General features: G+C 46.0%; 21 protein-coding genes and 1 tRNA gene. 9 read left to right on the forward strand and 13 right to left on the reverse strand.

What is annotated here, in order from left to right; genetic code table 11:
• Nucleotides 1-3: 3 nt before the first annotated feature.
• From WA381_RS17740 to mutY, 3 genes are all read right to left on the reverse strand, one after another.
• Nucleotides 4-79: transfer RNA gene (locus WA381_RS17740), tRNA-Phe, on the reverse strand.
• 320 nt (nucleotides 80-399) lie between these two features.
• A complete protein-coding gene (locus WA381_RS17745) occupies nucleotides 400-672 on the reverse strand; it encodes an oxidative damage protection protein (protein WP_014947929.1) in 273 nt (90 codons plus the stop codon).
• A gap of 59 nt (nucleotides 673-731) precedes the next feature.
• Nucleotides 732-1,799, reverse strand: coding sequence for an A/G-specific adenine glycosylase (gene mutY, locus WA381_RS17750; RefSeq protein ID WP_156085779.1), 1,068 nt, complete (start codon nucleotides 1,797-1,799; stop codon nucleotides 732-734).
• A gap of 113 nt (nucleotides 1,800-1,912) precedes the next feature.
• Between mutY and WA381_RS17755 the strand changes: the two genes are divergently transcribed.
• From WA381_RS17755 to arcA, 6 genes are all read left to right on the forward strand, one after another.
• Nucleotides 1,913-2,617, forward strand: a complete 705-nt coding sequence (locus WA381_RS17755; protein WP_156085778.1) for an alpha/beta fold hydrolase — start codon at nucleotides 1,913-1,915, stop codon at nucleotides 2,615-2,617.
• 91 nt (nucleotides 2,618-2,708) lie between these two features.
• Complete coding sequence (gene trmB / locus WA381_RS17760; protein ID WP_156085777.1) at nucleotides 2,709-3,428, forward strand: tRNA (guanosine(46)-N7)-methyltransferase TrmB; 720 nt, start codon at nucleotides 2,709-2,711, stop codon at nucleotides 3,426-3,428.
• The gene (locus tag WA381_RS17765; RefSeq protein ID WP_014947925.1) at nucleotides 3,428-4,510 is read left to right on the forward strand and encodes a methyltransferase; all 1,083 of its coding nucleotides are present in this window, start codon (nucleotides 3,428-3,430) and stop codon (nucleotides 4,508-4,510) included. The genes trmB and WA381_RS17765 overlap by 1 nt, the downstream gene beginning before the upstream one ends.
• Before the next feature lie 149 nt (nucleotides 4,511-4,659).
• Nucleotides 4,660-6,084 (forward strand): glycogen synthase GlgA, encoded by a 1,425-nt coding sequence (glgA, locus tag WA381_RS17770; protein WP_069943557.1) that lies wholly within the window; start codon nucleotides 4,660-4,662, stop codon nucleotides 6,082-6,084.
• Nucleotides 6,085-6,191: 107 nt separating this feature from the next.
• Nucleotides 6,192-7,838, forward strand: a complete 1,647-nt coding sequence (locus WA381_RS17775) for a sensor histidine kinase (RefSeq protein WP_039236941.1) — start codon at nucleotides 6,192-6,194, stop codon at nucleotides 7,836-7,838.
• Nucleotides 7,839-7,992: 154 nt separating this feature from the next.
• Entirely contained in the window at nucleotides 7,993-8,700 is a 708-nt protein-coding gene (arcA, locus tag WA381_RS17780) for a two-component system response regulator ArcA (protein ID WP_014947922.1), read from the forward strand.
• Nucleotides 8,701-8,857: 157 nt separating this feature from the next.
• Here the strand turns inward: arcA and WA381_RS17785 are convergent, their stop codons facing one another.
• Nucleotides 8,858-11,977 carry a beta-galactosidase gene (locus tag WA381_RS17785; RefSeq protein ID WP_156085776.1) on the reverse strand — a complete coding sequence of 1,040 codons (3,120 nt, stop codon included), beginning with the start codon at nucleotides 11,975-11,977 and terminating at the stop codon, nucleotides 8,858-8,860.
• 104 nt (nucleotides 11,978-12,081) lie between these two features.
• On the opposite strand from WA381_RS17785, the gene WA381_RS17790 reads away from it, so the two are divergent.
• Nucleotides 12,082-12,936, forward strand: a complete 855-nt coding sequence (locus tag WA381_RS17790; protein WP_156085775.1) for an AraC family transcriptional regulator — start codon at nucleotides 12,082-12,084, stop codon at nucleotides 12,934-12,936.
• Here the strand turns inward: WA381_RS17790 and pmbA are convergent.
• On the reverse strand, nucleotides 12,933-14,264 hold the full coding sequence (gene pmbA / locus WA381_RS17795; RefSeq protein WP_039236933.1) for a metalloprotease PmbA: 1,332 nt from the start codon (nucleotides 14,262-14,264) through the stop codon (nucleotides 12,933-12,935). The two genes, WA381_RS17790 and pmbA, sit on opposite strands and share 4 nt — an antisense overlap.
• Nucleotides 14,265-14,336: 72 nt before the next feature.
• Between pmbA and yjgA the strand changes: the two genes are divergently transcribed.
• Both yjgA and WA381_RS17805 read left to right on the forward strand, forming a co-directional pair.
• On the forward strand, nucleotides 14,337-14,894 hold the full coding sequence (gene yjgA, locus WA381_RS17800) for a ribosome biogenesis factor YjgA (protein WP_014975398.1): 558 nt from the start codon (nucleotides 14,337-14,339) through the stop codon (nucleotides 14,892-14,894).
• A gap of 61 nt (nucleotides 14,895-14,955) precedes the next feature.
• Complete coding sequence (locus tag WA381_RS17805) at nucleotides 14,956-15,384, forward strand: hypothetical protein (protein ID WP_156085774.1); 429 nt, start codon at nucleotides 14,956-14,958, stop codon at nucleotides 15,382-15,384.
• Between the two features lie 87 nt (nucleotides 15,385-15,471).
• On the opposite strand, the gene tldD is transcribed toward WA381_RS17805, so the two are convergent.
• Genes tldD through WA381_RS17845 form a run of 8 tightly spaced genes read right to left on the reverse strand, consistent with a single transcriptional unit; the run spans nucleotide 15,472 to nucleotide 26,282 of the window.
• Entirely contained in the window at nucleotides 15,472-16,914 is a 1,443-nt protein-coding gene (gene tldD, locus WA381_RS17810; RefSeq protein ID WP_039217280.1) for a metalloprotease TldD, read from the reverse strand.
• On the reverse strand, nucleotides 16,907-17,725 hold the full coding sequence (locus tag WA381_RS17815; RefSeq protein WP_156085773.1) for a carbon-nitrogen hydrolase family protein: 819 nt from the start codon (nucleotides 17,723-17,725) through the stop codon (nucleotides 16,907-16,909). Before WA381_RS17815 ends, tldD begins: the two co-directional genes overlap by 8 nt.
• Nucleotides 17,718-21,713: a YhdP family protein gene (locus tag WA381_RS17820; RefSeq protein WP_156085772.1), complete on the reverse strand. Its 3,996-nt coding sequence runs from the start codon at nucleotides 21,711-21,713 to the stop codon at nucleotides 17,718-17,720. Before WA381_RS17820 ends, WA381_RS17815 begins: the two co-directional genes overlap by 8 nt.
• Before the next feature lie 26 nt (nucleotides 21,714-21,739).
• Entirely contained in the window at nucleotides 21,740-23,206 is a 1,467-nt protein-coding gene (gene rng / locus WA381_RS17825; protein ID WP_014947913.1) for a ribonuclease G, read from the reverse strand.
• On the reverse strand, nucleotides 23,203-23,793 hold the full coding sequence (locus tag WA381_RS17830; protein ID WP_039236916.1) for a Maf family protein: 591 nt from the start codon (nucleotides 23,791-23,793) through the stop codon (nucleotides 23,203-23,205). The genes rng and WA381_RS17830 overlap by 4 nt, the downstream gene beginning before the upstream one ends.
• Nucleotides 23,794-23,829: 36 nt before the next feature.
• A complete protein-coding gene (mreD, locus tag WA381_RS17835; RefSeq protein ID WP_014978011.1) occupies nucleotides 23,830-24,306 on the reverse strand; it encodes a rod shape-determining protein MreD in 477 nt (158 codons plus the stop codon).
• Nucleotides 24,299-25,201, reverse strand: a complete 903-nt coding sequence (mreC, locus tag WA381_RS17840; protein ID WP_014978010.1) for a rod shape-determining protein MreC — start codon at nucleotides 25,199-25,201, stop codon at nucleotides 24,299-24,301. The genes mreD and mreC overlap by 8 nt, the downstream gene beginning before the upstream one ends.
• 37 nt (nucleotides 25,202-25,238) lie before the next feature.
• Nucleotides 25,239-26,282 (reverse strand): rod shape-determining protein, encoded by a 1,044-nt coding sequence (locus tag WA381_RS17845; protein ID WP_014947909.1) that lies wholly within the window; start codon nucleotides 26,280-26,282, stop codon nucleotides 25,239-25,241.
• Nucleotides 26,283-26,373: the final 91 nt, after the last annotated feature.

The following is a 26,373-nucleotide window of genomic DNA, read 5'->3' on the forward strand; positions in this document are numbered from 1 at the left end:
TGATGGTGCCTCGACCCGGGATCGAACCAGGGACACGCGGATTTTCAATCCGCTGCTCTACCAACTGAGCTATCGAGGCACTTAAACTGTGCTATGTAAGCTTTATAAAAAACTTTGCAAAACTTTGCAAGCTTTATCGAAGTGCTTACTAACTTTAAAACTATTGCTCTAAAAGCTTTCTTGGTAAATCTGATTGGAAGTGCTTGCACTTTTCAATCCGCTGCTCTACCAACTGAGCTATCGAGGCTGAAACTTGTTAGCGTTCTAGGCGTTTACTGCCTGTCCTGCTGTGGGTGCGTATTAAACGGTTTTCGCCTTCACAAGTCAACCGTTTTTCTCGCTTTTTTTTGCGCTTTTATTACTGTTTGCGCATTGTTTGCTCAAAAAACGCTTTTTTGCTTATTTTTCAGGCGGAACGTAGCCTTCAATCGTAGGCTCTACGTCGTCAAACAAGTATGCCGACATTTTTTCTTCTAAAAACTTACGGGCATTCGGCTCCATCATATTCAACTTGTGTTCGTTAATTAGCATGGTTTGCTTTTTTTGCCATTCAGCCCATGCCTCTTTAGAAATGTTGTCGAAAATACGCTTACCCAGCTCCCCCGGGTAAAGTTGGAAATCTAAGCCGTCAGCTTCTTTTTGAAGCTTGCGACAAAATACCGTTCTTGCCATGTTATTTCCTTTCGTTCGCTATCTGCTTAGCAAAAAATATTGCGTTGGGCTTAGAACGCCTAACGCATTAACTGCTGAATAATCTTGGTTGTAGGTGCCGCCAAACCAACTTCAATAGGCTCGTTCAACGAAAACCAACGAAATGCCGTTTCGGCTACGCGCTTTGATGGAGCAGAGTTTACCACGGCCACTACTGGGGTGATATCTAAATGAAAATGGCTAAAGGTATGACGGAACCCTTCAAGCGTTCGGGTTTCGTCGACACTGATACCTCGCTTGGCAAACTGCTCAATCCCCTCTTCTATTGAAGACACCTCAATAAAACCATATAGGCCCCCCCAAAGCCCTGTTGAGGGCCGCTGCTCTAAATACACTTGGCTGTTAAACTGCGCCACCATCATATAGGTGGATTTCTCCGGTAGCGCCTTTTTCGGCTTCTTACCCGGGTAGTCGGCTTGCGCGCCTTGGGCGTAGGCAATACAGTCGGCTTGAAGCGGGCACTCATCACACTTTGGCTTGCTTCGCGTACAGATCATCGCGCCCAAGTCCATCATCACCTGCGTATAGTTGGCACAACGTCCGCCTTCTGAATTGGTAGGCGTGTTTTTCTCGGCCACTTCCCAAAGCTGATTCTCTACCTTTTTCTGTCCCGGCCACCCGCCGATTGCATAGTATCGGGCCAACACACGCTTCACGTTGCCATCTAATATAGGAAAGCGCATATTGCGAGACAGCGAAAGTATCGCCCCAGCGGTAGAGCGCCCTATGCCGGGCAAATCCATGACTTCTTCTAGACTATAGGGAAACTCGCCGTTGTACTTTTCTACCAGCGTATTCGCAGCTTTGTGAAGATTTCTTGCTCTTGCGTAGTAGCCAAGCCCAGTCCAATGATGAAGCACGTCGTCTTGAGAAGCCTTAGCCAAGTCGTGCACGGTGGGAAAAGACGCCATAAAGCGTTTAAAGTAGGGAATTACCGTGGTGACTTGAGTTTGCTGCAGCATTATTTCCGACACCCACACCTTATAAGGCGTAACGTCTTGTTGCCAAGGCAAATGCTTTCGCCCGTGTTTATCAAACCATGCGAGTGCTCGCTCTGCAAAGCTACCTGTATATTGTTGTTCTGTCATAATCGTCTGTATGGGCAGTTACTACCGCTTGGTCGTTTTCTACTTAGCGACCATTCATTAAAAAGCGCGCTATGGTAGCATGTAACTAGCCAGTTTATTGTTAAGGAGCACACGTGTCTGTGCAGCACCCTGTTTTATTTTTTCCCGGTACGCTCTGTGACGAGCGCGTATTTCTACCGCTTTGGCGCGAACTAAATATTGCACAACGTCGTTATGTACCGCTTCAATGGGCAGCATCGCTAGAAGAAATGCTGGCATTAAGTGAATATCGTATTCTTGATAACGAAAAAGTGCACCTTGTGGGTTATTCGATGGGCGGGTTTATAGCTGCATTAGTAGCACAGCGCAATCCTGCCAATATTGCTTCGCTAACCTTAATCGGTTACAACCCAGAAGGGTTATCAAAAGAAGAAATTGCAAAGCGTAAGCAGCTTACTACTATGCTTAAGCAAGGTAACTTTAAGCCCGACAACGACGCTTATCTTTCGCGATTTATCCACCCTTCCCGCTTAGCGGATGAAAACGTGGCTGGCGTTGTAAAATCGATGGCGCAGGATTTAGGTAAAACAACGTTACTCAACCACACGCTAGCAACCACACCACGAGAAAGTACCGTTAAAGCGCTCGCAAAGATCAATGCGTCAGTAACGTTTATTACTGCCCAGCAAGACGCCATTGCACCAGCAGAAACAATTAAGCAGCTAAAAAATGTACTACCCAAAGCGACGTTCCACACCATTAGTGACGCCGGGCATATGGTAGTACTTGAGAAAACTGACGCCGTAGCGTCTATTATTGCTAAACAAATTGGCGTATAAAATTACAGCATTTTTGCCACGATAGCGTTGCATAAGCCGTGGGTAAGTGGATAATGCGCCACCATAAAATTGGGTAAGAAAGGCATTGCAAATGAGGCAATTCAAAAGTCAGGCGGAAGCAGAAGCCGCTGGAGTATACGTAAGCAAGGTAAAAAGCTTCGTGAAACGCGAAGGTAGACTTACTAAAGCACAAGAAAAAGCGCTAGAAGATCACTGGCCAACCAAGGGCATTGACTACGCTGAAGCACCGTTATCGCTGTCAGAAATTTTTGGCCGAAGTGCGCCTGTTGTTGTAGAAATTGGCTTTGGTATGGGCAAGTCATTGGTTGAAATGGCCGCAAATGCACCTGAGAAAGACTTTATCGGCATTGAAGTTCACCGTCCAGGCGTTGGCGCATGCTTAGCTGAAGCAAGCGAACAAGGCGTCGAGAACTTGCGTGTAATGGACCATGATGCAGTAGAAGTGCTTAAGAATATGATCCCAGACGGTTCGTTGTCTCGCCTACAACTATTTTTCCCAGATCCTTGGCACAAGAAGCGTCACCACAAACGCCGTATTGTTCAACCTGAATTTGTTGAGCTGGTTCGCACCAAATTAGCTATTGGCGGTTGTTTTCATATGGCGACGGATTGGGAGCAATATGCTGAGCACATGTTAGACGTTATGATCAATGCCGACAGTTACACCAATACTGCAACTGACGGCGACTATGTACCTCGTCCAGACTACCGCCCAATTACCAAGTTTGAAACCCGTGGCCAAAAACTAGGTCATGGCGTTTGGGATCTAATTTTCGAGCGTACTAAGTAATGATTTTATCTCCTCAAAGCCAACTGTTAGAACGTAATATCGCGCTTTTCGACGAAGGTCAGTGGGCATTTATCAACCCTTCTGATGCGTATTTTCTGGACGGTCTTAAATCGCAAGAAGTCACGGTAATTCACCAGTATTTCGATATTTTTTCAGAGTGCGTAAGAGTCGTACCCTCGGTATCGTTTGATAGCCGAGATATTACGCGCACAGGTTTTGAGGTGACGCAAAAAGTCGGAAATCATACTCATATATTTACGCCTTTCGTTGCACTAGAGAAATCTCACACTGACGTGATGATTTTCTTACCCAAAGCAAAAACCCATTTTCAGATGCTATTGCGAATGGCAGCCAGCATGGTGGGCCAAAATGGTCGTATTCACGTGGTGGGTGAAAATAAGGGCGGTATAAAGAGTGCTGCTAAGTTGATGGACCAATACGGACCAACCCAAAAGGTTGATTCTGCTCGCCACTGCAGTCTTATTACCGTTTTAGTTGAAGAGCCACATCTTGCCTTTGAACCGGATGCATGGCTCGATATGAATACTTATCACGTTGAGGGCACGGCTTGGCAAGTGGCCTCTATGCCTGGCGTATTCAGCTACAAAGAACTGGATGCGGGAACTGAGCTTTTACTAGAAAAACTCTCAACGTCACTGAGTGGTGAAATTCTGGATTTCGCATGCGGCGCTGGCGTGATTGCCAGTTATATAATGCTTAAGTATCCGCATTTGAAGCTTCATCTTACTGATGTTAGCGCACTTGCAGTTTACTGTAGTGCACTCACCCTAGCAGACAACGGATTATCAGCAACACTCTATGCTGCAGATGGATTGCACGGTTTTACCCAAAAAGTACAGCATATTGTCACCAACCCGCCATTTCATACTGGCATTAAAACTGACTACACCATCACTAAGCGCTTTATTTCTGACGCTAAAGCAAGCTTAAGTCGTGGCGGCACTATGCAGATGGTGGCAAACCGATTCTTACCCTACCCAGGTTTGCTCGCTGAGCACTTCCAAACGGTCTATACCACAGCACAAACGTCGCAATTTTCTGTTTATCAAGCGGCTTTGTGATTAAAAAAACCATTAGCTTGTGCTAATTTAGCTTTTCTACCTGTTGCTCATGCCATTGCGTACTCCACGCAATGGCATACGGCGCTTTTTCCGTACACTATATTTAAGCATTACAAGTGCACTGCACGTTACGCTCTGGGGGATCACCTGTGAATATTGTATTTGCTATTTCAGAAGTTGAAGAATTGGTAAAAACCGGCGGCCTTGCAGACGTTGGAAAAGCACTCCCACTCGCGCTTGATACCTTGGGCGAAAGCATCACCATTGTTATGCCTTATTACCAAGTACTGGCTGAACAGTTGAACTTACCAACTGTAACCGAGCAACAAACCCTGTTTACTGAAGGTCAGGTGTACCATTTTGATATTCGCTACATGCAATGGCACGGCATTCCTATTTACTTTGTAGACTCGCCTGAATACTTTATGCGTGAAGGGCTATACGCCAACGCATTTGAGGCCTATGAAGACAATGGTGAGCGCTTTAGCTTTTTCAGTGGCGCCGTACTTCAAACGCTAAAAGCTATTGATAAAAAGCCTGACATTATTCACTGTCACGACTGGCATGCGGCCATGCTGCCGTTTTTACTTACCCACGACAAATCTGGGTATTTTGACGGTACTAAAACCATATTCACTATTCATAACGCGGCTTTTCAAGGCGTGCATAAGCTTGAGAGCATTCCCTTTCTTCGCCATCATCCAAACATTCTGGCGCAAGTGCACGGCGGTTACATCAATATGCTGCAAAGCGGAATTGAGTTTGCCACGAAAGTGACAACCGTAAGCCCTAACTATGCGAGCGAGTTACTTACTGACCTGGGTAGTCATGGCCTGCACGAGCGGCTTGTAAATCGTCAAGCCGACTTAAGCGGTATTCTTAACGGATGTGACTACACGCAGTGGAACCCCGAGACAGATACATTCCTACCTGAGAATTACAGTGTAGAGAATCTTCATCCAAAGACCGCATGTAAACGAGCATTACAGGAGAAGTCGGGATTACCTGAGAATGGCAACGTACCGCTTATTGGAATGGTGTGCCGGCTGACTGAACAAAAAGGCTTTGGCTACATACTGCCCATCTTGGACGATTTAATTAAGCACAATGTTCAAATGGTAATTGTGGGCACGGGCGACCCTAAAGTGTGTATGGACCTTGGCGAATTCGCTCAACAACACCCTGACCAATTCGCGTTTATAAATGGGTTTAGTTCCGAACATGCCCATTTGGTAGAAGCCGGCGCTGATTTCTTCCTAATGCCTTCTCAGTTTGAGCCGTGCGGATTGAACCAGATGTACAGCTTAGCTTATGGAACCATCCCCATCGTACGTTCGGTAGGCGGACTCAAAGACACGGTTATCGATTACAGCAACGATAGCGAAGGTACGGGTTTTGTGTTTGATGATCCTACGCCACATGCACTGCTATCTTGTATTCGTCGAGCTCTGCTGGCGTTCTACGAAGATGCCGGAAAATTCAGGGCGATGCAGCAACGTGGAATGCGAACGCGATTCACATGGGAAGCAGCGGCGAAGAATTACCAGCAACTATACGTTTCAACCCTCAACTAAAGGGCTTTGCGTACATTAATTATTGTTTATGGGCGTCTTCCTTTTTGCGCATTTTTGCGCCACTATGAATATATGGAAGACGCGAATGGACAATACGCAAAACGGATATGACGGATAAAGTAGTCAAGCTTACGATTAAAAGCCTTTTCATTTGGGTGGTAATGTCAATTACTACGTTTTCGCTTGCAGTGTTATCCAGTCTTGCCGTCTACACGCAAATTAAAACCTACCGTCATGAACTTGAGTCTAACGCACTCATGTTGGCCAAGTTGGTCGCAAGCAGCTCAGCTATGTATCTTTATGACGAAACGCCAGAGCGTATTGAACTTGCCCTAAGTAACCTTGCTGCCGCCGACCATGTTTTAAATGCCCATGTTTACAAAGCGCAAAGCGGTAACCTAGAGCCCCAGATTTTCGCCTCTTATAACAAGGAAGGCCAGTTATTGTTAGGAGGCAAGGAAAATCAACTGGCGTCCATGTTTATGACACCTCAATTGGCCGACAATGGTCAATACCTTGAATTAAGTGCAAAAGTCTTCGACACTGAGACGAACATTCAGTTGGGCTGGATATATTTACGAATTTCCTCAGAGAATTTTAACCAGCTTGTTGGAAAGTCGATTTGGCTTAATTTGGCAGTAGCCTTGGCGCTTTTGGCTATTAGCTTTTACTTTGCAGTGCGTATGCAACGTATTGTAACTGGCCCCGTTGAAGACATTGCTAACTTCTTGCAGCGTACTTCACGACAACGTGATTATTCAGCCCGTGCCAGCGGCTCCACTATTAGAGAACTCGATATCTTGGCTGACGCCGTGAATGTGATGCTGTTTCGCATGCAAGAGTACATGCAAAAGCAACGACAGGCGGAGGAGCAACATAGAAAGCTCAATGCCAGCTTAGAAGATATGGTAAGTCACCGAACCACCGCCCTTAAGGATGCAAACCAGGAACTTATTCAAACGTTAGAAAAGCTACATCAGTTTCAGCGTCAAATTGTACAGAATGAAAAGATGGCCTCGCTTGGTGATATGGTTGCGGGCGTTGCGCACGAGGTAAATACTCCGATAGGTTTAGGCGTTACTGCGTCGACAATGATGCTAGACAGGTTAGCGGTTATTCAAAAAGACTTTGAAAATAAAACGCTGAAAGCCAGTGCAATGAAACGCTTTTTGGATGAAAGTAACGAAAACCTCAACATAATTTACCGCAATTTGAACAGAGCTGCCGAACTTATTAGCAGTTTTAAGCAGGTTGCTGTAGATCAAACCTCAGAATCTAGTCGAAGTTTTTGCGTTGTACAGCTAGTTAATGAGATACTATTGTCATTGCAGCCTCGACTCAAAAAATTAAAACACAACATCAACGTAGATTGCGACCCTACCCTTAGCGTTGAAACGAAGGCTGGCCCAATAAATCAAATCTTGATTAATTTAATCATGAATTCGGTTATTCATGGGTTTGAAACCATGGATGAAGGCACAATTGATATTCGTGCCGAAATGGTGAGTAGCAATAAGCTCAAGCTTGTTTATACCGATAACGGAAAAGGCATTTCCCCAGAGATTCGCAAACGGATATTTGATCCCTTTGTCACCACGAAGCGTGGGCAAGGTGGTTCCGGATTGGGAATGCACTTGGTATACAACTTAGTAACGCAAGCCCTTAATGGTTCAATATCGATCACCAGTGAGGAAGGCAACGGCGTAGAATTTGTAATTATCTTCCCCGTTGTTAATGCGAAAACGTCAGAATAGTTGTATAAAGTATGAACTTTTCTTGATTTTTATTGGCTAACCCCAATACCTTAACAGTAAGAATATTCACAAGTTGCTTGCAATCAAGTACATGAATATTAAAATTTAACCAGTTAGTTGCTTAAATCGTATTTTAGAAAGAGTGTAGAACACCATGCAGACGCCAAATGTGTTAATTGTTGAAGATGAGGTGGTAACCCGTACCACGCTTAAGAGTTTATTTGAAGCGGAAGGGTATAATGTGTTTGAGGCCGAGAACGGTGATCAAATGCATGATTTCTTCGAGAATCACGCTATCAATTTGGTTATCATGGACATTAACCTACCGGGGAAAAATGGCCTTATCTTGGCACGTGAAGTACGTGACCGTAAAAACGTCGGGCTTATCTTCCTAACGGGTCGTGATAACGACGTTGACCGTATTCTAGGTCTTGAAATTGGCGCAGACGATTATCTGACTAAGCCTTTCAACCCTCGTGAATTGACTATTCGCGCGCGCAACTTACTGTCTCGTACTACAAACTCTTCAGAAGACGACGATTTACCAAGCCGTGTAAGCTTCAACGGTTGGACGCTTGACGGTGATAGCCGTTCACTGATTTCGCCTAGCGGGAAAGAGTTCCGTCTACCACGCAGTGAATTCCGCGCTCTTCACCTTTTCCTAAGCAATCCAGGTAAGATCCTTACCCGTGAGCAGCTAATTATGGAAATGACGGGGCGTGAACTTCGTCCGAATGACCGTACGGTTGACGTAACGATTCGTCGTATTCGTAAGCACTTCGAATCAGATCCTTCAGATGAAGAATTGATTGTAACCATTCACGGTGAAGGTTACCGTTTCTGCGGTCAGGTTGACGGCTAAGACGTTGCCTGAACGAGTTTTGAATTAATGAAAAGCCGCTACTGTGTAGCGGCTTTTTTATATGTAAACACTTTATCCCAGTGACGGCATAACTAAGCTATGCCGCGAATTGTCATTTGAGATATCGAGTGCTAAATGATCGACTTCGCACTGAGGATTAGTTGTCAGCAGCGCTAAAGCAAACTGAGTAGCGGTATTGCTTCTCTTCCAACAAGAATGCTTTATGTGTACTTGGGCTCCATGAATCATCGCCGCCTACGCCCATGTGGGCATGATCTATGTACACAAACACACAATCTTGAGGTGTTAAATCACAGGTGTGTTTTGCCTCGTCTAGCTGTGCTTGTCCATATTCGCTCACGTTAAAATAGAACTGTCCTTTTGCTTTCAGGCCGCTAACCTCAAGTTGTGTACAGCCACAGCGCAAGCCGTTGTCCGTTGGGAATATGTAGCACGTTTGCATCTCTTCTATAGGTAAGGTGTAGCGACCATAACGCACTGCCGCTTTTCTGTCAGGATAGTTCTCAAATGGCCCTAGTCCTTGCCAGGTAATCGACGTTGGCTTATTGGCTACGGGTACCGCCGTTTGCATACCAATACGCGGCATAGGCGGTAAACCATCATCCAAAAGCACTTCAACGTCTACCGATAGCTTGGCCTGTACATTTATGGTGTAAACCCACTTTGTTGCCGCTACCAGCTTTCCTGAATGGTGATAATCAAATAACGATGTTGTACGCACGTCTTGCGCGCCCTGCTCAACATTTACACTTGTGCAAGTGCGTGTCCACTTGCCAATTCCAGCACGACGCCAGCGTGACTCCCACGCATTCGGGTCGGGATTATCAACTTCGCTTACCCCGATGTCGTTATCTAGCGGCGCTCTAAAGAAGTTATCTTCTAGCGGCGCGCTAAGTATTTCCTCCGCGCCTTGAAGCCACGAGGTTAATAGCCCGCTTTCACTACTAAAACTAAATACGTTGTTTAGCGCATGTACCAGCAACATCCCATCCTGAGCTTCAATTGATAGCTCACTAGTACCGTTTGCTATGTCGTTATCATTAAGAGAAAACGACACAATTCCAAGCTTGTTGACTAGCGCTAACTGGGCGGTGTCCATGACATGCCCTGCATGAGCCCACGGGCTATCTTTTGCTAATACTACGTCAATATTTAAGTGATAGTCGGCACCCGCTTTGAATGTAATATCTGGGGCCAGGCTGAGCGTTTGTGTTTGTTGCGGGGCAATGTCGATTTCACATTCGCCCTTTGCCTCAGCAATCGGTTTTCCGTTTTCTAGCAATTGCCAACGTAACAACTCATTGTCTGTACGTCTAAATAGGTAATCACTGCTTACGGTAAGCTCAAACTTGTTGTCTTTCTCAACCAACGAAAAGCTTAAGTGCTGCTGACAATATTTAGCTTCTAATAAGTGCGGATGTGGCGTTCTGTCTGGAAATAACAGACCGTTTATACAGAATTGTCTGTCGTTTTCAGTATCGCCGAAGTCTCCGCCGTAAGCCCAGTAAGCTTCGCCGCTATTAGTGTGTTTTACTAATCCTTGATCAACCCAGTCCCAAATAAAGCCACCTTGAAGGCGAGGATAAGCCTTAAACGCTTTCCAGTATTCATCAAAGCTACCCAAGCTATTACCCATAGCATGCGCATATTCGCATAGAATAACGGGGCGGTTTTCCCCCGGCATCGACAACCATTTTTTAATGGCCCACTTAGGCACGGCATCGTCTTTAATGTCGGTATCAACCCGAGCGTACATTGGTGCAATAATGTCGGTAGCCGTTGTATCAGCGCCGCCGCCTTCGTACTGTACAGGGCGCGATGGGTCAAATGACTTTGCCCAGCCATACATTGCATCGTGTGTAGGGCCGTGACCAGACTCATTCCCTAACGACCAAATAATGATGCTGGGGTGGTTTTTGTCGCGCTCGACCATTTGCGTGAAGCGTGCCATGTAGGCGCCGGCCCATAGCGGGTCGCGAGAAAGCCTTCCCATTGGGAACATACCGTGGGTTTCGATGTTGGCTTCATCTACCACATAAAGCCCGTATTCATCACAAAGCTCATACCAACGAGGGTGATTTGGATAATGAGCGGTACGCACGGCATTGAAGTTGTTTTGCTTTAACAACTTAATGTCTTCAAGCATGTCATTTTCATTGATTGCATGCCCTTTCGTCTGATGGTGTTCGTGACGGTTAACCCCACGAATTAGCACGGCTTTACCATTTACCAATAACTGGCCGCTTTTCATTTCAATGTTTCTAAAGCCAACGTTATAGGCCTCAACATCAACGGCGTTGCCATTCTCATCAATAAGTGAGACTACGATGCGGTACAGATTCGGTGTTTCAGCAGTCCAGTGTTTAGGTTCATTCACATGAAGCGTTTGAAAAACTACATCATCCCAACCGCCCTTTTCATCAATACGTTTATTGTTAGTGCCGGTAATGACTGGCTCTGTGACAGCGTTATCGCCATCAAAAAGCTGGATGCCCACTTTGTAAGTAGAAGGCGCATTGATGGCGGTACGTACGGTTACTGTTGCGTCGCGATAGCATGCGTCAAGGCTTGGCGTAACAAACACGTCCTGAATGTGATGCTGAGGTTTGGTGACTAGATTTACGTCGCGGAAGATACCGCTAAGCCACCACATGTCCTGATCTTCTAAGTAGCTGCCGTCTGACCATCGGATCACCATTACCGCTAGTCGGTTTTCACCTTCGACCAAGTAGCCAGACAAATCGAATTCAGCCGGTAGTCGACTGTCTTGGGAATAGCCTACATACTCGCCGTTGCACCACAAGTGAAACGCGCTATTTACCCCTTCAAAGACAATATGATTGCGCTGTTTTAACTCATCCTTGGTAACGTTGAATGTCGTACGGTAGCAACCCGTTGGATTCTCGCTGGGTACCACTGGAGGGTTCACCGCAAAGGGATATTTAACGTTACAGTAAATTGGTTTGTCGTGACCTTGCAGCTGCCAATTAGAAGGCACCGCAATAGGCTGCCAATTAGCAGACTCGTCATCACTTAATGTTTTAGAAAGCAGGCTTTCAGGTACGTTTGCTGGAGCTTCAAATAAACGGAAATCCCACCGACCGTTTAAACTACGTTTTTGCGCGTTGGTATTGTGCAATGCGTCTTTTAGCGTTTTATATCCGTGATGTGGGCTGTGGGCATTGATACGATTCCTCTGAAATACAACCGGGTTTTGCCAATCGTTTTGAGCTACTACTTGCGCAACATTAAGCATGTCATATCCTTTACTTTTTCGTTAAGCGCAATATAGCTAACTTTCATTAAATCCTTTATGCTCTAATCTTTCAAATATTTATCCAAAACTATCATTTCACATTTATGCAACTTAGCTTTAGAGACATTGTAGACATAGGCCCTAAGTGCTTTGAACGCTTTATTGATAGTAGTAATGCGCCTGAAATCAGCGACATAGAGATTGAACTAGCAGGATGCTCTAACTTATCAGGTAACTATACGGTAGGTCGCGTTTCGCCTCCTAACCACACCTTGTTTTACAGCATTCATGGACAAGGAAAATTTCGTGTCCCATCAGGCGAGATGCAATTAGATGAAGGACAGCTAATTATTTTACCCGCTGGACAAAGTTTTGAAGTCACAATAGTCAGTGAGCAATGGGATATAATTTGGGTAAACTTGGCAGACTCCGAACGCTGGACACCATTTAATAAGCGAAGTGCTGTGATAGTGGATAATGCCATGCTGGAAGGCCTGCATTATGCAATGGAACTTTTGTATTTAGAGCGTGACGTCGAGAATCGAAATTCGGCGATGCAAGTTGTCTCTCGCCACCTGTACCGTATTATTGATGCGCCTTTGAGTGACGTACATACTCACGATGAGAAAGAACGACGCCAAGTAAGCAGACTACACAGTCTCTTTTCTGCGGTTGAAAAACAGCTTCAGTTTGATTGGGATATGGAAAGCTTAAGTGAGAAAGCGCATTATTCTGCCCCTCACCTTCACAGGCTGTGCTTACAAGTGTTTGGGCGCAGTCCCAAACAGCACGTTATCCATTTGCGTATGACACGAGCCAAAAGCTTATTACTAAGCACGCAGTGGCCCGTATCTTATATCGCCAGTTATGTAGGCTACGCAAATGTATTTACGTTCTCGAAACGCTTTAAGAAGTCGACCGGGCTGTCTCCTTCAGCGTTTCGAGAAAGCGTAAACTAGCTGCCTGCTATCTTCATTTGGTCAATAAGCACAGAACCGGTCTGTACACTACCGCGCACATCTTTTTCAGCGCCAATTGCCACAATGCCTTTAAACATATCTTTCAGATTGCCAGCAATAGTTACCTCGTGAACTGGGTATTGGATGATGCCATTTTCAACCCAGTATCCCGCTGCGCCGCGCGAGTAATCGCCCGTCACACCGTTAACGCCCTGCCCCATCAGTTCGGTTACGAACAAACCTGTGCCCATTTCTTTAAGCAGGTCGGCGTCGCTGTGACCCGTATCACCTACTAGCCAGTTATGAATACCACCGGCATGGCCATTCGAGCGGGTGTTTAGCTTACGCGACGAGTAAGTGGTATAAAGATATGTAGCCAATTTACCCGCATCGACAATGGTCATGTCAGAACATGCCACACCTTCGTTATCGAAGCTTGAGCTTGCCAGACCGCCTTTAATAAACGGACGCTCTTCAATATTAAGCCATTCTGGGAAAACTTGTTTACCCAAGCTATCTAGCAAGAAGCTAGAGCGACGGTAAAGGCTGCCACCACTAATGGCTCCTACGTAATGACCAAACAAACTAGATGCGATGTCACGGTGTAAAAGCACAGGCACGTTTGCCGTGTTGATTTTACGAGCCCCCAAACGGTCTACAGTAGCTTTAGCGGCATCAATACCCACTGCACTTGCTGATTGCAGCAAAGACGCTTTACGACTTACTGTGTAAGCGTAATCGCGCTGCATATCGTTATCTTGTGCGCCAATAACCATACAGCTTAGTGAATAACGGCTGCTAGGATAACCTGCATTGATACCGTGCGTGTTGCCGTAAACGCGCATACCTAGATTTGCGTTATACGACGCGCCATCTGAATTTGTAATGCGCGAGTCGTAATTCATTGCCGCCGTTTCGGCTTCAATAGCAGTTTTAATGGCCTTTTCAGTATCTAATTCTTCAGGGTGATACAGATCTAAATCAGGGAACTCGGTAGCAATAAGGTCGGCATCGGCCAAACCTGTACAAGGATCTTCACTGGTATAGCGAGCAATATCGACGGCTTTTTCTACCGCGAGTGTTAGCGCCGCTTTGCTCAGATCTGCGGTAGACGCACTCCCCTTTCGCTTGCCTACGTATACGCTTATACCTAAGCCACCGTCGTTGGTAAATTCAACGTTTTCAACTTCTTGCATACGTGAAGAAACGGCGATGCCCTGCACTTTAGACATGCTGGCTTCGGCTTGTGTTGCGCCTTTAGAAAGGGCTAATTTCAGTACATCATCTACGACATTTTGAATGTCGGCTAACTGCTGCTCAATTTGCATAGTAAGTTTCGCTGTCTTAATTCGACTGTGATAGTTACAATTTAGCTAAAGTGTAACACTAATGAGTTTGAAATGAGTGATCAGAAATACAATTCTCCTGAAGATCCTTACTTCGAAGATGCGCAAGCAGATGAGTTCGAAGAGGAAGAATTAATCAGTAAAACTGAGCTGAAGCGTCAAGCTAAAGAACTTCACAAACTAGGTGAAACGTTGGTTAACCTGACCGATGCTCACATAGCGACGATTCCAATGGATGAAGAGCTTGCTGACGCCGTAGCTATTGCCCGCAAAGTGAATAAGAAAAAAGACGGTTACCGCCGTCAGCTTCAGTTTATCGGCAAAGCTTTACGTCATAGAGATACCGCCCCTATTGAAGAGGCGTTGGCTAAAATTACACATCAGCATCAGGCAAGCAATGCGGCCTTTCATGCACTAGAAAAAGCCCGTGAAGCCGTGATTGAACAGGGCGACCCCGCTATTCAAAAGCTGATTGAAGCGCATCCTGAACTGGACCGCCAAAAGCTGCGCCAATTTCATCGCCAAGTTAAAAAAGAGCGTGAAAAAAATGCGCCGCCTAAAGCATTCAGAGAGCTGTTTCAGTATTTGAAAGACGTTATTCATGAGGATTAACGGTCTGCAATTAAAGTAATCTCAACATCAAAGTTTCGTTCACCAGCCAAAGGGGGATAGTGTGAAAATATTTTCTAACCCTAACGCAACACTGAAAAGCAAGTACGGTCAGTATCAAATTGCTGTGCTTGGTAGCATTGTTGGCGTGTCGGCTGAAGGTATTGCCGATGGTTCAGCCATTGAACGCTATGCGCGGGATATGATGGATGTGATTAATAGCTTTGGTGGGGATAGCTGGGCATTTTTAGGTTTTTTGCATGGTTCTGCCCTTCTCACTAAAGCAGGTGAGACAGAACTGCAGCGTTCAATAGAGTGGCGTGCGAAGCACGGAATGGCGCTTGGCGCGCTGGTTATCGGCGATACCACGGTGCAGCCCATTGTAAGAGCGCAATTTCAGAGAATTTACGACAATGCAGGCCTTGAGCTAGGTATTTTTACCAACGAAGAAGATGCTATTGAGTGGTTGAATGGAAAAGGATTTGAAAGTTAGCCACGACTTATACCAGTTTGCATACAAAAAAGGTTGGTGCCTAGGCCCAACCTTTTTTAATTTTCCAGTTTACGGGTTTGAGCTGAATTAAGCCGTACCACCCACCGTCAACTCGTCAATTTTAAGTGTGGGCTGACCTACACCCACCGGCACGCTTTGACCGTCTTTACCACATACACCCACGCCTTTATCTAGGGCAGTGTCGTTGCCAATCATTGAGATTTTTTGCATAACCTCTGGACCGTTACCAATTAAGGTAGCCCCTTTCACTGGTGCAGTAATTTTACCGTTTTCAATTAAGTAGGCTTCCGCGCTAGAAAATACAAATTTGCCTGACGTAATGTCTACCTGTCCGCCAGCAAAGTTCGGCGCGTAAATACCTTTGTCGATAGACGCGATAATTTCCTGCGGATCGTGTTGGCCTTCCAACATATAAGTATTCGTCATGCGGGGCATAGGCAAGTGCGCATAGGATTCACGACGACCGTTACCGGTAGGCGCAACGCCCATAAGCTTGGCGTTATGTTTATCCTGCATATAACCTTTCAAGATACCATCTTCAATAAGCACGTTGTGCGCTGTTGGTGTGCCTTCATCGTCTACCGACAACGAGCCACGACGGTCGTTTAATGTGCCATCGTCAACAACCGTCACGCCTTTTGCTGCAACGCGCTGACCAATACGGCCACTAAATGTTGATGCACCCTTACGGTTAAAGTCGCCTTCAAGACCGTGCCCTACCGCTTCGTGAAGTAATACACCGGGCCAACCGTTACCTAATACTACAGGCATAGCGCCTGCCGGCGATGCCACAGCTTGCATGTTAACCCGCGCCATGTGAAGGGCATCTTCTGCCAACGTCTCGTAATACGGTTTGCCGTTTTCGTCTTGTTTAAAGAACGAGTAGGCATAACGACCACCAGCTCCAGCTGAACCACGTTCACGTCTATCGCCTTGTTCTAGCAATACCGAGCAGTTCAAGCGCACCAGCGGGCGAATATCAGTAGCTAAAGTACCGTCACTGCCAGCAACTAAAATTTCTTCATACACACCGCTTAAGCTCACCACTACCTGATTGGCAGACGGCTCTTGTTTGCGGATATAGGCATCTACTGCTTTTAAAAGCGAAATTTTCTCAGCGTCTTGCATCGCAAGAATAGGGTTATTTTCGCTGTATCGCGCTTGCACTGGTTTTTGTCCAAGCGAAGCAACTTGTTGTGATCCGCCGCTTGGCGCAATGCCACGAGCCGCTTTACACGCTTTGGTCAACGCTTCTTCGCTTATTTCATCTGAATAAGCGAACCCTGTTTTCTCGCCGCTAATTGCACGCACGCCTACGCCGCGCTCTATGTTATAGCTGCCTTCTTTAATAATGCCGTCTTCCAACACCCAGCTTTCGTGCTGGCTTGACTGAAAATATAAATCGGCATAGTCGGTATCGTGACGATGAATAGTCGCTAAAGCACGCTCTAGCTTAGAGATATCTAGCCCTGAGTCAGATAATAAATGACGCTCAACAGATTTAGACAAAGTGACTCCTGAATCGGTTATGTTCGGCAACCGGCATATTCTGTTTAATGGTTTCTCTTTCTGCAATATCTACTTTTGCCGAAACTAACCCTACGTCGGTTTTGCGTTCGGCAAGGGTATCCCCCCAAGGCGACAGTACAAGACTGTGACCGTATGTTTCACGGCCATTTGCATGCACACCACTTTGATTCGCAGCTACCACAAAGCACTGCTTTTCAATGGCTCTGGCTTGCAACAACGCATGCCAATGCGCTTCTCCGGTGCGCTGGGTAAAGGCCGCTGGCAACACCAAAATATCGATATCGCCCATTGCAGTAAATAATCCTGGAAAGCGTACATCATAGCACACCGCAAGACCAATGTTGCCTATTGGCGTTTCAACAGTAACCACCTTGCTGCCCGCTTCGGTTGTCGCCGATTCACGATAACTGCCCGTGTTGTCGTTAACTGATACATCGAACATGTGAATTTTGCGGTAGTCTGCCAACACATCACCATCGGGGCCAAACAGCATGCAGGCTGCGGAAAACTTCTCTGGGCTATTGGTTTTCACTGGAAACGTACCCGAAACCAGATAGCACTGATATTGTGCAGCAAGCGCTGACAAACGTCGCTGAATCTCACCTTCGCCCTTTGTTTCTGCCACAGCAAGTTGGCCTTTGTCTTTACCGCCGAAATAAGCAAAACACTCTGGAAACACAACTAAACTGTCTTTCTCAATCTTTGCCGATGCCATTTCGTTTGCAACGGTGTCGAGATTTTCTTCCACGCTTGGCGTAGATGTCATTTGTAATGCAACTAAATTAACCATCGATCACCTCCATTTTAAGCCTGCGTACGTCATCTTCCGTTAATGGCCTGTCTTGCGGGTTGGCCGGTACAGGCGCATTTTGCGCAGGTAAGCTGATGTCTTTGCTGTTGCGCTCAACTTCGTCGAACTTAGGATCTTTTATGGTGCCTGTAACGCGATAGTTCACATTCGAAATAACTTTCGCAGAGGTTAGCACCTGGTCTATGGCAAGAGCAGCGAGTGCAGTGGGCGGCGTAGCCAAGAAATACACTAAAAACGGTAAGTTCCCGGTTACGTTCGGTGCGAACGATACGTTGTAATTTAATCCACCGGTATTGAGGTCGGTGAAACCCGTGATCTCTATTTCACCAGCGCCGCCGTCAATTTCAGTATCGTCGGTATACGCTTTGCCATCAACAATACTTAACGTGCCGCCCATATCGTCGTAGAAAAACCCCTTAGCAAAAACGTCTCGAAAGTCGAGGCTGAGCTTCCGCACTAACGAGTTCAAACTAAACAGGGTAAAGATACGTGACCCCTTATCACTCAACTCAGTTAGATACCCATCTGAGAGCGACCACTCAACATTACCGTTTAGCTTTTCAAACCCGAAATCCATCGGCGCATTTGGCCAGTTGATATCAAACGCGACGTTTGCGCTAGAATCTTTTATACCTGATTCAACACCGTACTCTTTTAGCATCTGCCCAACGTCGGGAGACGTTAATGTTCCGTTTAACGCGCTTTGAATCTCGCCTCCAATGTGCTTCCAATAACCCGTTGCGGTAACGTTAGTTTCATCAGATTTCACTAGAAGCTGGCGAATGGCTAAACCATTCTCTTCCTTCGCGATGTCTAAGGTAATTTCACCTAAATCGATGCCGTGCACGCCACAGGACTGACAATAAAAATAAATGGGCGGTAGCGTATTTGGGTCAATATTGTAGGGCGATTCGCCTTCCTCATTTGGCATTGCACTATTGGTAGCTAACTCAACGCCGCTCTCTGAGTCGGCTTTTGTCGTCCCCCCGGCTTCAGCAGGCTTCTCTAGTGATAAATAGTCGGCATTTATTTCAATGCCCTGCTCGTCTAAATCACTATTAATACGAATAGTGGCTCTTGCCTGAGGCGACGCTAAGTCTAGGATCCAATCTTTATTGCGTTCTGTTGCACTGAGCTGCGCATCTTTAATACTGTGGCCAGCAAAATTTAGCTTGTCGGCTTTGGCGAATATCCGCGAGGGAGTACCAAACAAATTCGCTTTTTTGCTTTCGTTTGATTGGATACTCGATTGAGCATTTGTTTTTGCAACGGCGGTGCTGGTGTCTTTCCCTTTACCGGAAAGTAACATATTTATAGTGGTAAACCATTCTTGCACATCAGCTTGAGCTAGATTCGCACTGATACTAAAACCTGTACCAATGTTGGCTATATCGCTTTCGCCAAGTGCCAAGTGCGCACGTGAAAACTGCATTTCTTTGTGCGGTAGTACGCCATCAAAACGAATGTTATCACCAAGTGACGCCTCCACATTTGATGCTTTGCTATCGCCTTTACTGGTAATAAGCAGCGGTAAACTGCTGCCCGCTGGCGTATCAAAGGGAGCAGGCAATACACTTTGTGTCGCCGTTAAATCTGCAGTTAAATTGGCAGTATAGTTAAACCCACTGTTTGAAAGCGACAGTTGAACTGTAGTGTTCCAATCACTTTCGCCGTCGATGTATTCGGTGAGGTCTGTATTCACATAGTTAGCCAGCGGGTGTACATGCCATCGCCCGCCTAACTCTACATTTAGGTCGTATGTGTCGCCCTGTCTACCGGATAGCGACAAGTTCACCGGCTGTTTAAGAAACTGCGCCTGAAGCCCACTTGCGTCTATATCGCCATTAACAAATGACACCTCTCCCGATGCCTTATCAAATAGCATATTTGTGGTCGCAACAAAAACGGGGTTATTCGACAAGTGCGCCGTTCCCGATGCCACCACATCTTTGCCTTTAAACGGGATATCAAGCTTTATATCGGCAGATAGAGGCCCGCCAATTTGCACGTCTTCGTTAAGTACTTTGCCTAAAGATTTTTTAAGGGACGAATCCATCATTAACGCGGTTAGCGCGTTACCAGTGCCAGTACCATTGGCATAAATAATCAGGCGAGCATCTGGACTAAAGCTTGGAATGGCAGCCGACATATCACTGATTTTCATACCAGCAAGCGTCGCACTAGGGCTCTCCATCACTAATGCATTATTCACAAAATACAAAGATAGGTCTAAGTTATTAAGTGCCGGCCAGTCTGGCGCAAAAAGAAAATCCCCCTGCTCAATATCGACATACGCCTGAAAAATGCCTGTGTTGTCGTCAAACGGGAAGTCACTCGTGCGACCGTGCCACAGCACGCGCGCATTTGCGATTTCACCTTCTCCTGTAAACGCACGAGTAAGGTATTTGTCGGTATTGGCCCCCATTAAAGAAGGGGGAAATAAACTGCTCACCTCATTTAGCACCAATGGGCTTACATCCACATAAAGCGACATAAACCCTGTCGACGTATTCAGTTTAAACTGCGGGTGAAGAGTAACGACATCACTATCGAACAGCATATCGCTGCCTTTTACTACCCACTGCTTGTCTTCGCTATCTATCTGCTCTGGGTAAATATAAAACTGAGATTTAAACAGGTTTATATTGACGTCTTTCTTAATTACGCCGTTGGCACTTAGTAAGCTATCCGCACTCTCTAAGTAGATAGCGCCATTATTTTTATACCAGAAAAAGTCTGCATCTAGCGACGAAAGACCTGGTACCTTATCTGTTTTGTCCCACTGCAAATCTAGCACTTTAGCCGCTAAAGAAGGCTGGCCGTTGTGCCATTGAACCTGCAACGTGGCCAACTCGCCTTTTGGATTAAGCCCGCGTATTTCTTCTTCACTGGTATCATCCATGAAAAGCGGTAACAGCAGCAGAAAGGGGTTAATTTGCACTGGCTTTACGGTGTTTATCAGCGCATCACCATTTGCACTTATACTGCCAATTAGGTCTGTTGTAAGGGTCTCGTTGCTCGAATTAAGCACCAATTGATCCACTCGGACATTCCAGCCTCCCTGTCTGTTCTCATCGTTAGGCAACGCCTGAAGACTACCTCCGCTGATACCTGTTACCGTTTTCGCGCGGCCACTGCCCCACTCTAAAAGGCTTTCACTAAGCTCGGCTTGTACGCTAGTGACTTCACTTTGAGAAAAGTTAGTCCATACTTCAAAGTTTGCGCGGCTTTGCGCTAGTGGACGCTTGGTTTTGATGAGATCGCTAACCCACGGAGAAATATCGAGCTCTTCTGCTTTGGCGTAAAACACGCCGTCAAAGTCTTCCCGCGTGCCCGTGATATCAATGATAAACGACGCCGAGTTAGCCGCTAAATCTGCAACCTTAAGCTGACCTAAACCTTGGTGTCGCTCTTCATGGTTGTTCCACGATAAACTTTCAATATCAAATGAATTGGTTTCATTAAGATGAGTGACAGATACCACCCCGTCTTCTAACGAGAAGCTTTGAAGCTGCTCTAAAAACAGACGCTCTAGTGCATTTACTACAGGGAAGTTATTCTTATCGCCTCCAGAAAGACGATCGGCGTCAATATCAAGCTTAAGACCACGCAGCTCAAAACGGGTAGATGAGATAAGTTGGTGGCGTAGCGATTCCCAAAAATCTAGCTCGACGTAGATTTGCCTGATATCCAATGCAACAGGGGAAGCATCGTTTTTAGCCAACGACACCGAATTGAGCACAATACTTGGACCATTGCGCTGCCAAACAGCATGCACACTTTGGATGGATAGGTTTACGCCATACTGCTCATTAATATAATTTTCCAACAGGTGTTTGTTGTGCTCAATATGCGGCAGAGCATAGCGTGCAGCGCTTAAAACAAGCGCGAAAAGTACAAGCAATACGGCGAGTAGCAGCCAAAACTTCTTAAGTAGATAAGCGGCTACCGACGAAAAATTTGTCACATTTTGCCTTTGTATACGTTAATGCATTACATCATGACGACGTCGTACTTATCCTGATTGTACAATGTTTCTGTTTGAACCTTGATTTGTTTAGACACAAATACTTCCAGTTCTGCCAGCATATGAGACTCTTCACCCATTAAGGCTTCCGCCACTTTTGGTGAAGCGTAAACCACAAACTTGTCTGCGTCGTAGGCGCGATTCACCCGTACAATTTCACGCATAATTTCAAAGCAAATGGTTTCAATGGTTTTTACCGTGCCTCGCCCTTTACACACCGGGCATTCTCCGCACAATATATGCTCAATGCTTTCACGGGTGCGTTTACGGGTCATTTCAATTAGCCCTAGCGCAGTAAAACCGTGAATATTTATCTTGGCTCTGTCCTTGTTCGTCGCCACCTCTAATGAGTGTAAGACACGTCGTTTGTGGTCTGGTTCAATCATATCGATGAAGTCGATAAGGATCATCCCACCCAAGTTGCGCAATCTTAACTGACGGGCAATTGCCTGCGTCGCCTCAATATTGGTGTTAAAAATCGTTTCTTCTAAGTTCCGGTGGCCAACAAAAGCGCCCGTATTAATATCGATTGTAGTCATCGCTTCGGTCTGATCAATGATCAAGTAGCCGCCAGATTTTAAATCGACACGGCGTTCCAAGGCTCGCTGCGCCTCATTTTCCACATCGTATAAATCAAAAATAGGTCTATCACCCGGGTAGTATTCGAGCTTGCCGTTCATTTCAGGCACGTACTCTTTGGTGAACTGGTGAAGTTCATTGAATGATAGTTTCGAGTCGATTCGAATTCTGTCGAGCTCTGTACCAACAAAGTCGCGTAGCACTCGTCGTGCTAGCGGTAAGTCTTCGTAAAGCACGTTCGACTTACGCTTTTTCATACGCGACTGAATTTTATCCCACAGCCTTCGCAAAAATGCTGCGTCGGACTGCAGTTCGTTTTTGCCCACGCCTTCAGCCGCAGTACGCAGAATGAAGCCACCGTTTTCATCACAAAACTCTTGCACCAGCGACTTTAAGCGCTCTCTTTCTGCTTCTTCTTCAATGCGTTGAGATACGCCTACGTGAGTCACCGAAGGCATAAATACAAGATAACGGCTGGGGATAGTAATGTCTGTGGTAAGGCGTGCGCCTTTGGTACCGATAGGATCTTTCACTACCTGAACCACAATATCTTGACCGTCTCGCACCAACTCGCGAATGTCTTGCTTTTGAATATGGCTTGCCGAGACTTCTTCAGCAATTTCATTGTGAATGACAATGTCAGATGCATGTAAGAAGGCGGCCTTTTCTAAACCGATATCAACAAATGCTGCCTGCATTCCCGGTAATACACGGCTAACTTTACCGCGATAGATATTGCCAACCAAACCGCGTTTGGTATGACGCTCTACGTGAATTTCTTGCAGTATTCCGTTTTCAATAAGCGCCACCCGTGACTCTGACGGGGTAACGTTAATAAGCAGTTCAGCACTCACGACACAACTCCAAATGCATTAAGTAATTGGCGGGTTTCGTACAGTGGTAGGCCTATTACGGCACTAGCACTGCCGTTAATGGAAACTACAAACTCACCACCAATACCTTGAATAGCGTAACTCCCTGCTTTGTCGGCAGGTTCTCCTGTTTCCCAGTATGCGTCAATTTGCTCATCCGTCAATGCTGCAAAAGTCACAGATGTGGTAATTACTTGAGTCTGCTGCTGAGCGTTATCAAGCACACAAATAGCGGTAAGGACGTCATGAGTTTTACCAGAAAGCATAGTGAGGATGCGCTTAGAATCTGCTTTATCTTCTGGCTTGCCAACACTTTGTCCGTTAAACGATATTAGCGTGTCGCTGGCCAGAATAACCTTGTCGTCGGTCATTGCCTGCTGATCCTCAAGGTATGCTTTCACCGCTTGGGCTTTTTCACTGGCTAGCCTTGCGACAAGCTCCATCGGTGGCTCGTTGTCACGGGGCGACTCGTCAATATCGGCAGGCTGTATTGTATGGGCTATGTTCATTTGCTTGAGCAAAGCGGTGCGTCGTGGAGAGGCTGACGCTAACACTACCGATTTTGTCATTGGCTTACCTTTGGTTTAATCGAGAACGTGTTCGGGTTACGAAATTGAAAACTGTCTGCGCGTGCGTCGAAGCAGCCAAAATACCCACGGCCACAACACCATTGACGTTATCACTGGCCACAGGTAATCGACTTGGAAATAAATATCAGTCAGTAGATGCTGCACCCAAAATGTAAGTAAGTGATATAGCGCCGATAGTAGGCCGATAATAATGGCTTGCTGCCATACAGAATAATTACGCAACCGCTGGTAGTTAGCTGCTAAAACGTATACGCATATACTCAACCCAAGGCTATGAATACCTAAGGTTGTGCCTACCAATACATCCATGGCTACGCCCGTTAAGAAGGCTACACCCACATTCACTCTGTGGGGCAACGCCATGCTCCAATATGCTAATACAACCAGCACCCAGTCAGGACGGTACACATCTACTTGAGTGGGCAGTGGAACAATTTGCAGTACCAGGGCAACTAACAAACTAATCCATATAACGAGGTTACGTTTACGCATCTGAAGATTCTTCCTCGTTTACAGCTGGCTTATCAGTGTCGTCGGTTGAGTTAGCATCAGACTCATTCTCTGACTCAGGCGTGTGCCATAACAGCAATAGGTGTCGAAGCCTGTCTAGGTTTGCTAAAGGTGTGACAATAACACGAGCAAAAGGGCGGCTTTCATCTCGGACGACTTGTGACACTCTTGCCACAGGGTAACCTTCTGGAAAGACCTTTCCTAAGCCAGACGAAATTAATGTGTCACCTTCTTGAATATCGACACTATGAGGAACGTGCTCTAGATACAGCTCGTTTAGTGCGCCGCTTCCGGTTGCGATAAAGCGAATATCGTTTCGAAGAGATCGCACAGGAATAGCGTGGGTAACATCGGCAATCAGCAATACACGGCTGTTTGTAGACCCAACTTCCATTACCTGACCCACTATGCCCTTATCATCAATAACTGGCTGAGACAGATATACGCCGTCTATCGCACCCTTGTTGATAACCACCTGCTGGCTATACGGGTTTTTATCCACCGCCATTAACTCAGCAACCATTTTTCGAGAAGAAACCCGAATAGGTGCCTGCAGTAACTCTCTTAATTGTGCATTTTCTTTTGCAATGACATCGAACTGCTGGAGCTTTTCGCTCATTAACAACAGCTGATTATTAAGTTTCTGGTTTTCGGCCAGCAATTGCTCTTGAGAGGTAAGACGCTGGGCACTTTCATTTAGCATTAAACCGGGAAGGTTTGCTAAATACTGAAGTGGGCTCATTAATGAGTTGAGATAAACCCGCGTTGATTTGAAACCGTCTAGCTTATGGTCGACAAATATCAGAATCACCGACAGCACAAGCGCCAGTGTAAGCCTGTTATTTAACGAAGGGCCGCGGGTAAAAATAGTATCCATGATACAAATAAGGCAACCTTACGGTTGCCTTTCCTGTTTATTCGTAGCTAAACAGGTCGCCACCGTGAAGGTCAATCATATCGAATGCCTTACCACCGCCGCGTGCTACACAAGTAAGCGGATCGTCAGCAATAACAACTGGAATGCCCGTTTCTTCCATTAGCAATCTATCTAAGTCTTTAAGTAACGCGCCACCACCGGTAAGTACCATACCGCGCTCAGAAATGTCTGAAGCAAGCTCTGGCGGAGACTGTTCTAGCGCCACCATAACGGCTGAAACAATGCCGGTTAGTGGTTCTTGAAGCGCTTCAAGAATTTCGTTTGAGTTTAGCGTGAACCCGCGAGGTACGCCTTCTGCTAGGTTGCGACCGCGCACTTCAATTTCGCGCACTTCTTCACCTGGATAGGCAGCACCTATTTCATGCTTGATGCGTTCAGCGGTTGCTTCACCAATTAGTGAACCGAAGTTACGACGAATGTAGTTGATAATAGCTTCATCAAACTTGTCACCACCAATACGAACAGATGATGAATAAACTACGCCGTTAAGTGAGATAATGGCAACTTCTGTTGTACCACCACCAATATCGACCACCATTGAACCTGTTGCTTCTGATACAGGTAAACCCGCACCAATAGCAGCCGCCATTGGCTCGTCGATAAGATAAACTTCGCGGGCACCTGCACCCAATGCAGATTCTTTAATTGCGCGGCGCTCTACTTGTGTTGAACCACAAGGAACACACACTAATACACGAGGACTTGGGCGCAAGAAATTATTGTCATGAACTTGTTTAATAAAATGCTGAAGCATTTTTTCAGTGACGTAAAAGTCGGCAATAACACCGTCTTTCATCGGACGAATTGCACGTATATTACCCGGCGTACGACCAAGCATTCGCTTAGCTTCTGCACCTACTGCTGCAACACTTTTTGGTCCTGCTGCGCGCTCTTGACGAATAGCTACTACTGAAGGCTCGTTTAGAACAATACCTTGGTCTTTTACATAAATCAGCGTATTAGCTGTTCCGAGGTCGATGGACAGATCGTTAGAGAACATGCCTCGAAGCTTTTTAAACATGAAGAGTGTATTCCTGTTTCTGTGTTAACGCGTATTTGCAAAGGTGAGATGGCGACGCTTTAACGTGAAGTCGATATTTATTCGCACACTT

The organism is Alteromonas sp. CH_MED4-4, assembly GCF_037029575.1.
Classification (GTDB): domain Bacteria; phylum Pseudomonadota; class Gammaproteobacteria; order Enterobacterales; family Alteromonadaceae; genus Alteromonas; species Alteromonas macleodii.

Coding starts and splice junctions, on each gene's coding strand:
- WA381_RS17745 (WP_014947929.1), bottom strand. CDS start 672: ATGGCAAGAACGGTATTTTGTCGCAAGCTTCAAAAAGAAGCTGACGGC.
- mutY (WP_156085779.1), bottom strand. CDS start 1,799: ATGACAGAACAACAATATACAGGTAGCTTTGCAGAGCGAGCACTCGCA.
- trmB (WP_156085777.1), top strand. CDS start 2,709: ATGAGGCAATTCAAAAGTCAGGCGGAAGCAGAAGCCGCTGGAGTATAC.
- WA381_RS17765 (WP_014947925.1), top strand. CDS start 3,428: ATGATTTTATCTCCTCAAAGCCAACTGTTAGAACGTAATATCGCGCTT.
- WA381_RS17775 (WP_039236941.1), top strand. CDS start 6,192: ATGACGGATAAAGTAGTCAAGCTTACGATTAAAAGCCTTTTCATTTGG.
- arcA (WP_014947922.1), top strand. CDS start 7,993: ATGCAGACGCCAAATGTGTTAATTGTTGAAGATGAGGTGGTAACCCGT.
- WA381_RS17785 (WP_156085776.1), bottom strand. CDS start 11,977: ATGCTTAATGTTGCGCAAGTAGTAGCTCAAAACGATTGGCAAAACCCG.
- WA381_RS17790 (WP_156085775.1), top strand. CDS start 12,082: ATGCAACTTAGCTTTAGAGACATTGTAGACATAGGCCCTAAGTGCTTT.
- pmbA (WP_039236933.1), bottom strand. CDS start 14,264: ATGCAAATTGAGCAGCAGTTAGCCGACATTCAAAATGTCGTAGATGAT.
- yjgA (WP_014975398.1), top strand. CDS start 14,337: ATGAGTGATCAGAAATACAATTCTCCTGAAGATCCTTACTTCGAAGAT.
- WA381_RS17815 (WP_156085773.1), bottom strand. CDS start 17,725: ATGGTTAATTTAGTTGCATTACAAATGACATCTACGCCAAGCGTGGAA.
- WA381_RS17830 (WP_039236916.1), bottom strand. CDS start 23,793: ATGACAAAATCGGTAGTGTTAGCGTCAGCCTCTCCACGACGCACCGCT.
- mreD (WP_014978011.1), bottom strand. CDS start 24,306: ATGCGTAAACGTAACCTCGTTATATGGATTAGTTTGTTAGTTGCCCTG.
- mreC (WP_014978010.1), bottom strand. CDS start 25,201: ATGGATACTATTTTTACCCGCGGCCCTTCGTTAAATAACAGGCTTACA.
- WA381_RS17845 (WP_014947909.1), bottom strand. CDS start 26,282: ATGTTTAAAAAGCTTCGAGGCATGTTCTCTAACGATCTGTCCATCGAC.